The following is an 8,079-nucleotide window of genomic DNA, read 5'->3' as shown; positions in this document are numbered from 1 at the left end:
TAATCTAGCTTTAAAACAATGTTTTGTTTCCGTAGAAACAACTACTTACATGGCGTTTCGTTCAGTTTTCAAAGATCAATTCGTTTCTTTCAATGTCGTTTTCAGCGACTTTATTAATGTACCACATTAACTCGGTCGACGTCAACAACTTTTTAAAAGTTTTTTTCGTTGTCGCGTTAATCTCTCGCGGCGACAAGTAATAATATACCACGGAGAAAAAATACGGTCAACCCTTTTCTTGATATTTTTTCTCCGTTTTATAAATCACCTATACAGCGCTATATTCTCGAATGAAAATACCAGAACCTTTAGTTTCGCTTCGGTGAACTTCGATAAGCCCTTTTTCAATCATATATTCTAGAAGCGCACCAAGGTCTATCCCGTATTCCTTTAGCTGTTCTTCTTCCATTAATTCTTGATATGTCCATAAACTTTCACGTTCATTCATGATGTTCCTTATATGAACGGTTGCGTTTTTTGATTTTGAAGATAAAGAAAAGTCATTAGCCAATAGCAATAACTCCAGTCGTTTATCAAGAGGATCTTCTCCAGATAAAAGCTCGGTATACAACTTGAAAATTTCAGGTTCAATATGTTTAACCTGATTCCACACAGTAATTTCAGGATGGAACCCATGCTCAATAACAGATAAGCGAGCAAGATGGTGCAAAGCATGAAGAATAAAGTTATACGCATCCATATATTGCTTAGAAGCGAAAAGTTCTTTCCCATCTGTATATCTTCGAATAAGTCTTGCAAACTCCACTCCAATTTTTTGAGTGCGCTCTTCATATGGAAAATCTCTAATTCTCTCTTTCAATCCCGCTATGTACTCGTTCCGATCAAAAATGATCTTTCCATTAACAAGCCATGCCACAAGACGACGGTGGCTACCAGAGATTAGCCATTCGTTAACCTGCTGCTCTGTTATAACGTGCATAGCAGCTTTCTTTCCTTCAAAATCATAATGTTTGACGAACCATGGTTTCTCGTTATTTTGAACGATGATTAGTAGGACAACATCAAAATTATCAGTAAGCGGGTGAAATGGCTTTGTCTTTTCAATAACTAGTACACCCAGTGTATCAGGATGACTAGCTCTCTCTTGATAAATCGGTCTTAAAAGGTTTTCCATAATTCGATCCTCCAGAAGTACTTATACTTTTGTTTCCTTACGATATTCAATTTCCCTTTTCCTACGTTAACTTAAGTATTCAACAGTCCATATTATAAATCCTGTAATGAAATAAGCAATCCCTGAATTTGAAGTTTCCACTATCTACTTGAAAATATCCAACTATATGAAATGCAGATAACGTTATTCACCTTATAAGGAAAGTGCTTACACCTCATGGTTATGCTATAATTGTGTGCAGGAGGGACTTGCAATGCAACTAAAGTATACTAATAAGATTAATAAAATTCGTACGTTCGCACTGAGTCTAGTGTTTATTGGAATCGCGATTATGTATATAGGAATATTCTTCAAGACATCTGTCTTGCTTATGACCATCTTTATGCTGATTGGATTTCTTGCAACGATCGCAAGTGCGGTTGTGTACTTCTGGATCGGAATGCTCTCCACAAGAGCAATCCAGGTAGTTTGTCCAAACTGTGAAAAGCCAACGAAAGTTCTTGGACGTGTAGATGCTTGTATGCATTGCAAACAACCACTAACGATGGACCCTAATTTGGACGGCAAAGAATTTGATGAGAAATACAATGTGAAAAGAGCCCAAAAAAGAACGCAGTAAAAGATAAGAAGGCTTCCGCCATTAATATGGCGGAAGCCTTCTTTAAATTAGTGTTTGCTTTGCTGGCAATCTGGACATTTTCCGTAAATCTCCATTCTGTGATCACCGACTCGGAAGCCTGTTACCTGTTCCGCAAGCGTTTCTACTTCGTCCAATCCCGGATAATGAAAGTCTACAATCTTACCACAATCATCACAGATAATATGATAATGATCTGTTGTGACACAATCAAATCGGCTGGAAGCATCTCCGTACGTTAATTCTTTTACCAATCCAATTTCCTTAAATACTCTCAAGTTATTATAAACTGTAGCTACACTCATATTAGGAAATTTTCCTTCAAGAGACTTATAGATCTCATCTGCTGTAGGATGTGACATGGACTGGATTAAATGCTCCAGAATGGCATGACGCTGCGGGGTAATACGCACTCCTGAATTTTTCATAGCATCAATTGCTTCATGCAGTTTTTCTTCAGCCATTCGTCATGCACCTCGCTTTCAACAAGCATTCTTACTTTGTAATGTTTATAATTAGTGTACATGGAGAAAGAGGGTTTTGTCAATAATGACAAGCTTATAGGCCTCTTTCTTATTTGTGCTCTTGATGAAGGATCGACTCATTCTCCCCCATATGGTAGTTAATGAAACGAGCTGCTACAAATAAAAAGTCAGAGAGACGGTTTAAGAAAGAAAGGACAAGAGGATTTGCGTCTTCTACCATTGTCGTAAGACGCTCCGCGCGACGGACAATCGTACGCGCCACATGTAAGCAAGCTCCTGCTGAGTGTCCACCTGGCAATACAAAGTTCCTTAGAGGTTCAAGCTGCTGCTCCCAGCTGTCGATTTGGTTTTCCATTTCATTAATATGCGATTCTTCAATAGTCCATCCTACTTTTTTCCCTTTAGGTGTAGCAAGCTCTGCTCCCACATGGAAAAGCCACGTTTGTATTTTATGAAAAATGGACCCCCATTCTTCTTTACCATCGAAGTTCGTAGCCCCAATATAACTTAGAGCAAGCCCGATCTGGGAATTGGCTTCATCACAAGTTCCGTATGCCTCGACTCGAATATCGTTTTTAGACACCCGTTGCCCATAAACGAGAGAGGTCTCTCCTTTATCGCCTGTCTTCGTATAAATTTTCACTATTAATACCCCCTATCCGGATCAATGACATTCTTAAAGTCATTCGTTCCTCTTTGATATTGAACTAAGTTATGCTCAAATATTTCAATCGCTCTAGGTTGATAATTGTCAGAGATAGCTGAATGGTGCGGCGTAACCGTTACATTTTCCATCTCCCAAAATGGGTGTGACGAATCAAGTGGTTCATCTTTAAACACATCCAATACAGCATGGGCAATTTGATGTTCATTTAGTGCGTCAATCAAACATTGCTCATCTACAGTATCTCCTCTGCCAATATTAATAAATACCCCAGATTCTTTCATGGCTGCAAATTGTTCTTTCGTAAAATAATTGGCCGTTTCACTCGTACTAGGCAGGACACTTACCACGTAGTCACATTTCGGGAGCATAGATAAAAGTTCTTCACTATTATAAATCACATCAAAATGGTCTACTTCATGCCCAGATCGATTAACTCCTAGCGTTTTCATTCGAAATGCTTTCGCTACTCTTGCAATCTCACTGCCAATAGCACCAGTACCAACAACCCCTATCGAGCTACCAGTAATTTCTCGTATAGGCGTTTTTTTCTTCCAGATCTTTGAGGATTCATTTGCTAGCACTTGTTTTGTATCCCTCGCTACTTGAAGCATAACAGATAATGTATATTCAGCCATCGGAATGCTATGGATGCCCCGTGCATTTGTTACGAGAATACCTCTTTCTTTAATAGCCTGAAATGGCATTCTTTCAAGTCCAGCCGATAGGACCATTATCCACTTAAGGTGAGAAGCTTTCTGAATTAACTCCGCGTTCAGGTCCTCTCCATATGTAAGAAGAATTTCTGCATCAGCAAGTTTAGGCTCCCCTTCTTGCATTGATGGATAAAAATGAAACGTTACGTCTGGATACGTTTCTCTAAGGCTCTCTTTAATATTTGTTTTCAGTTTCCCCGTTGATAGTACCTGCATTATTTCACCACTCTCCATTTATTTAACCTTTCTCCATGTATTAAGTATAGCTGAATGACCAATATGACTTAAACAAAATAACCTCTTCGAAACATCGCTAACAAAAAAAGAGCGCTTAATGCGCTCTCAACTGAAGATATGATCTACTATACTCTATGTTGCAAACATCTAAAGGTATAGTCTTTTGTCCCGCAAACAAAGGGTTATGATAAGTTTTCTTTAATGTAACCTAGTGCAGATTCCACATGCTCTTTAACGCGAACTTTCCGCCACTCTTTTACAAGGGTTCCTTCTTTGTCTATAACAAAGGTAGAACGAACAATCCCCATGTATTCTTTGCCGAAGTTTTTCTTTAACTGCCATACATCATATGCTTCTGCAGCAGAATGATCTTCATCTGCTAAGAGAAGGAACGGAAGGTCATACTTATCAATAAATTTTTTGTGTTTCTCGACTGGGTCTGGACTTACTCCCAAGATAACCGTATCCAGTTCTTCGAATCCTTCAATATGATCTCGAAAATCACATGCCTCTGTCGTACAGCCAGGCGTCATATCTTTTGGATAAAAATAAAGCACAACATTCTTTCCTTTATAGTCGGAAAGAGACACAATCTCACCAGTGCTTGCTTCTAACTTAAAATCAGGAGCTTTTTGACCAATTTCAACACCCATTTTTTACGCCTCCTTAAATCTTCTTAAGATAAGCGTAACGAAATTCATTCGAACTTACAACTTCGGGCTTTCACGATAGTCAACGATGGTCGTGACAAAAAATGCGGCTGGCATTAAGTAACCGATTAACGCCTCAAAAATCGCAATCCATCTTCCAACTCCAATTGGAGTAAGATCTCCATAGCCAACCGATAGAAGCGTAACCGCACTAAAATAAAGGACAGATTGAACTCTTGTAAGCGGCGTTAATGTCATATCCGCAAGATCCATTTGACCTTCTTGAAGTACAGGAATATCAAGGATAATGAGGCTTAAATACATACTCCCAAAAGCGATAATCATCGTTAAATAAACAAGAAATAGCAGAAACATCTTATAAACAGACAGAAGACTTCCAGGTACTCTCGTTCTTTTCATAAGTGCTACCATACTTCTCCCCACACTAATAAAGGCAAGAACAATTGCACAAATAATTAATAAGAGCATTAGAAAACACCTCACTATAGGTTTATGAGGTGTTTGTTTAATTTAAGACAAACTATTTTGATAGAAGTGTCGTGTAGACGACCAGACGTTCTTCGTGTGTTCCCGCATCACGATCGAAGGTCCCTGTACAAGTAATTAGATTAAGACCTGACTTAGAATTTGTTCCAAAAACTTTTTCGAGTGGCGCTTGATTCCTAGGATAAGATTCTACATTCTGTACTTCAAAATCATATGCACTTCCATTTACATCAGTAACCGTGACAATATCTCCTGGTACTAAATCATCAAGATGATAGAACACTGATGGTCCTGTTTTGTTATCTACGTGACCCGCAAGAACAGCATTTCCTATTTCACCAGGTTTTGCTCCAGGCTTATACCATCCAACGTTACGTTCATCTTTGGGCACATCCATTTGCCCATCTGGTAATTGGCCCACATGCTCCACTTTTGCGTCTACATTAATAGCTGGAATGGATAAATGGGCTGGAATGATCCCTACTAAAGCAGGTTCAACAGATTCGTTACTCTTAGATGAAGAAGATGCTGTTAAATCTGGAGCAGAGATCAGATGTGTTTCTTCATTATTAGGTAAAACTTCTTTCATTTCATCTGATTGATTAGAAGAAGAGGAGCAGCCTGCCGCTGCTCCTAAAAGTAACATACTTAATAAAAGCTTTTTAAACGGCATATGCGCTCCTCCTTCTACCTTGATTTAAGCTGTTTGCTTCTTACGAAGATAAAATCCAGTTCCTACTACTAGAATACCTCCTCCAAGAAGTGCCCATGCAACGGTATTAGACTGATCAGCTGTACCACCCATACCTGTTTGAGGCATGTCTGAAGGCATATTTGTCGCATCCACCATCGGCCATGCTTCAAGAGTTGGTTCACCTTCTACAAGACCTACCGCATAAACAGAGTAAACATAGCCTTCTTTTAATTCAACACCAGGAATTTCAAGAACAACGTCTTCAGAACCTGCTGGTCGAACTTCAAGATCAACAGTCATAGGATCAACTTCAGCGTAGTCTGACGTTGATTTAAATGCAACATCTGAGAATAGAACGTCTCCGTCTTTAACAGCTACATCTACATTAGGTGCATCTGGAGACGCATGTACAACCCTTACTTTTGCTTTTCCTTCAGAAGCTTCCATATCATCGCTTAGCGCCCAAAGCGAGATGCTATCTAGCGTACCTACTGCAGCAGCAGAATACTTCATGCCTTCTTCAAGCGTCACTGACTGACTGATAACCGGCTCGCCTTCTCCATTCTCACCAGCTGGGAATACTTCAATTTCGTGATCTCCTGCAGGAAGAGCCATGTATTCTGTCGCCTGTTTATATTCAGCACCTTCTACAACTGCCTCACCATCTACGTAAACATCAACTGCAGGTGCATCTGGGGATGCATGAATCACTCGTACCATTGCTTCATGATTATCTGCGAATGCCGTACCTCCAATAATCCCGAACATCATCACCATCGCAACTGCGGCTGTCATAAACTTCCTAAGCATTCAATCCACTCCCTTTATTTAGTTTTTGTTATACTTTTGTATAACCTTTGTTCATTTATTAATACGACAAAATATTTGTAACCGGATCACTTTTCTTACACTTTTATTGTTTTTATTTCGAATTCAAGGGAATAGAGCTACTAGAAAAGCTCGGAGGAGGAACTTATTAATGAGTAAAGGCAATTATGCGATTGCTTACTGGGATAGTGAAAACGAGGAGCCTTTTAAAGTCTTTTGTATTGAAAACCATCAAACGCTTTTACGCATCGCCCGTCGCATTGTAAATGACCAGCAAATTGCCGAAGAGATCGTTCAGGATGTTTATTTAGAAGTTTGGAATAAGCGAAGTCAATTCGAGCCTGATAAAGGAAAACTCTCCTCATGGGTTAATCAAATCACACGAAACCGAGCTATTGATCGGATTAAGAAAGAGCAGCGTAATTTTAAAGAAACAGTTGTTGAAGATCACCAATTGGTCGATAAAGAACTTTATTTTCAAGATGACTCCGGAAACAGAGATATGATTAATGGAGCCTTAAATTCTTTGAATACGGAACAAAAGGAAATTCTTAAACTCATCTACTTAGAGGGTTATAGTCAAGCTGAAGTAGCTTCCAAAAAGAAGATCCCCCTTGGAACAGTGAAAAGTCGCGTTAGGCTTGGCATGAAAAGATTAAAAGAAACGATCGATTTATCATTATTAGAACCTGTCTAATCATAATCAAAAAGTCCAGAGGGAGATCCCTCTGGACTTTTTAGTTACCTGCGCCCCTGTATTTCGTGACGCCAATATTCCACATAAAGATGGCGAATCCAAAAAACGCCATTCCCATAACAGGTGTAAGAAAAGCATAACCATACCATTCTTCACGACCTAAGAAATAAGCTGATGGATACACTCCTACAAAAGCAAATGGTAAGATCCACGTTAATACAAAGCGAATCACTTTATTATAAATATCCACTGGGTATCTCCCATAGTTCCCGATATTGTACATCATTGGCATAATACTTGTTCTGCTATCAGACCAAAAACTAATGCTTGCTAGTAGAATAAAAATACCTGCATATACAAATGCACCACCTAAAACCATAAAGAAAAATACAATAGGATCGTACCAGGACATACTTAGATCAAGTCGACTCCCCGCATACACCATCACGGCGATACCTGTGATAACCCCAAATAAAGATTCAAGCTCCATTCGTTCTAAAATAATCTGAAATAAACTATGAACGGGTCTTGTTAGAATCCGATCCATTTCACCTTTAACAATATACCGCTCGTTAAAGTCCCAAATGTTAAAAAATGCTCCGAAGATAGCAAAAGGAACGAGGAAAAATCCATAGATAAAGATGATTTCATCCTTTGACCAACCGCTAAGCATATTTGTATGCCCAAAAACAACAAGTATAAAGATCAGATTAACCGCCTGAAACAGTAAGTCAGACATAATTTCCATTAGCATATCTATACGATAAGTTAATCTCGTTTTCATATATTGCGAGACATATAGAAAGAAAATACTAGCATGCTTCATTTG

Annotated in this window: 11 protein-coding genes; 2 read left to right on the top strand and 9 right to left on the bottom strand. The window is 38.9% G+C overall.

What is annotated here, in order from left to right; genetic code table 11:
• Positions 1-268: 268 nt before the first annotated feature.
• Positions 269-1,135: a nucleotidyltransferase-like protein gene (locus Q4550_RS14985; RefSeq protein ID WP_194220068.1), complete on the bottom strand. Its 867-nt coding sequence runs from the start codon at positions 1,133-1,135 to the stop codon at positions 269-271.
• Positions 1,136-1,388: 253 nt separating this feature from the next.
• Between Q4550_RS14985 and Q4550_RS14980 the strand changes: the two genes are divergently transcribed.
• Positions 1,389-1,754, top strand: coding sequence for a YgzB family protein (locus Q4550_RS14980; RefSeq protein WP_224598799.1), 366 nt, complete (start codon positions 1,389-1,391; stop codon positions 1,752-1,754).
• A gap of 47 nt (positions 1,755-1,801) precedes the next feature.
• Here Q4550_RS14980 and perR read toward each other — a convergent pair whose 3' ends face one another.
• From perR to Q4550_RS14945, 7 genes are all read right to left on the bottom strand, one after another.
• Positions 1,802-2,236: a peroxide-responsive transcriptional repressor PerR gene (gene perR, locus Q4550_RS14975; protein ID WP_194220070.1), complete on the bottom strand. Its 435-nt coding sequence runs from the start codon at positions 2,234-2,236 to the stop codon at positions 1,802-1,804.
• A 109-nt stretch (positions 2,237-2,345) separates the two neighbouring features.
• The gene (locus tag Q4550_RS14970) at positions 2,346-2,900 is read right to left on the bottom strand and encodes a cob(I)yrinic acid a,c-diamide adenosyltransferase (protein ID WP_283153066.1); all 555 of its coding nucleotides are present in this window, start codon (positions 2,898-2,900) and stop codon (positions 2,346-2,348) included.
• 2 nt (positions 2,901-2,902) lie between these two features.
• A complete protein-coding gene (locus tag Q4550_RS14965; RefSeq protein WP_303533985.1) occupies positions 2,903-3,853 on the bottom strand; it encodes a D-2-hydroxyacid dehydrogenase in 951 nt (316 codons plus the stop codon).
• A 203-nt stretch (positions 3,854-4,056) separates the two neighbouring features.
• Positions 4,057-4,527: a thioredoxin-dependent thiol peroxidase gene (bcp, locus tag Q4550_RS14960; RefSeq protein WP_303533984.1), complete on the bottom strand. Its 471-nt coding sequence runs from the start codon at positions 4,525-4,527 to the stop codon at positions 4,057-4,059.
• A gap of 54 nt (positions 4,528-4,581) precedes the next feature.
• Positions 4,582-5,013 carry an ion channel gene (locus tag Q4550_RS14955; RefSeq protein ID WP_194220074.1) on the bottom strand — a complete coding sequence of 144 codons (432 nt, stop codon included), beginning with the start codon at positions 5,011-5,013 and terminating at the stop codon, positions 4,582-4,584.
• Positions 5,014-5,065: 52 nt separating this feature from the next.
• Positions 5,066-5,704, bottom strand: coding sequence for a class F sortase (locus Q4550_RS14950; protein WP_303533981.1), 639 nt, complete (start codon positions 5,702-5,704; stop codon positions 5,066-5,068).
• Positions 5,705-5,728: 24 nt separating this feature from the next.
• Positions 5,729-6,535, bottom strand: coding sequence for a DUF4397 domain-containing protein (locus tag Q4550_RS14945; protein ID WP_303533979.1), 807 nt, complete (start codon positions 6,533-6,535; stop codon positions 5,729-5,731).
• A gap of 169 nt (positions 6,536-6,704) precedes the next feature.
• Here Q4550_RS14945 and Q4550_RS14940 point away from each other — a divergent pair, with 169 nt between their 5' ends.
• A complete protein-coding gene (locus tag Q4550_RS14940) occupies positions 6,705-7,250 on the top strand; it encodes an RNA polymerase sigma factor (RefSeq protein WP_303533977.1) in 546 nt (181 codons plus the stop codon).
• Between the two features lie 40 nt (positions 7,251-7,290).
• Here the strand turns inward: Q4550_RS14940 and Q4550_RS14935 are convergent, their stop codons facing one another.
• Entirely contained in the window at positions 7,291-8,076 is a 786-nt protein-coding gene (locus tag Q4550_RS14935) for an ABC transporter permease (protein WP_303533975.1), read from the bottom strand.
• Between the last annotated feature and the right edge of the window lie 3 nt (positions 8,077-8,079).

It is taken from the genome of Anaerobacillus sp. 1_MG-2023 (genome assembly GCF_030547345.1).
In the GTDB taxonomy this organism is placed as follows: domain Bacteria; phylum Bacillota; class Bacilli; order Bacillales; family Guptibacillaceae; genus Guptibacillus; species Guptibacillus hwajinpoensis_B.
The sequence above is the reverse complement of the archived record's forward strand: the minus strand, read 5'-3'. Positions and strand labels throughout refer to the sequence as shown.

Coding starts and splice junctions, on each gene's coding strand:
- Q4550_RS14985 (WP_194220068.1), bottom strand. CDS start 1,135: ATGGAAAACCTTTTAAGACCGATTTATCAAGAGAGAGCTAGTCATCCT.
- Q4550_RS14980 (WP_224598799.1), top strand. CDS start 1,389: ATGCAACTAAAGTATACTAATAAGATTAATAAAATTCGTACGTTCGCA.
- perR (WP_194220070.1), bottom strand. CDS start 2,236: ATGGCTGAAGAAAAACTGCATGAAGCAATTGATGCTATGAAAAATTCA.
- Q4550_RS14965 (WP_303533985.1), bottom strand. CDS start 3,853: ATGCAGGTACTATCAACGGGGAAACTGAAAACAAATATTAAAGAGAGC.
- bcp (WP_303533984.1), bottom strand. CDS start 4,527: ATGGGTGTTGAAATTGGTCAAAAAGCTCCTGATTTTAAGTTAGAAGCA.
- Q4550_RS14955 (WP_194220074.1), bottom strand. CDS start 5,013: ATGCTCTTATTAATTATTTGTGCAATTGTTCTTGCCTTTATTAGTGTG.
- Q4550_RS14950 (WP_303533981.1), bottom strand. CDS start 5,704: ATGCCGTTTAAAAAGCTTTTATTAAGTATGTTACTTTTAGGAGCAGCG.
- Q4550_RS14945 (WP_303533979.1), bottom strand. CDS start 6,535: ATGCTTAGGAAGTTTATGACAGCCGCAGTTGCGATGGTGATGATGTTC.
- Q4550_RS14940 (WP_303533977.1), top strand. CDS start 6,705: ATGAGTAAAGGCAATTATGCGATTGCTTACTGGGATAGTGAAAACGAG.
- Q4550_RS14935 (WP_303533975.1), bottom strand. CDS start 8,076: ATGAAGCATGCTAGTATTTTCTTTCTATATGTCTCGCAATATATGAAA.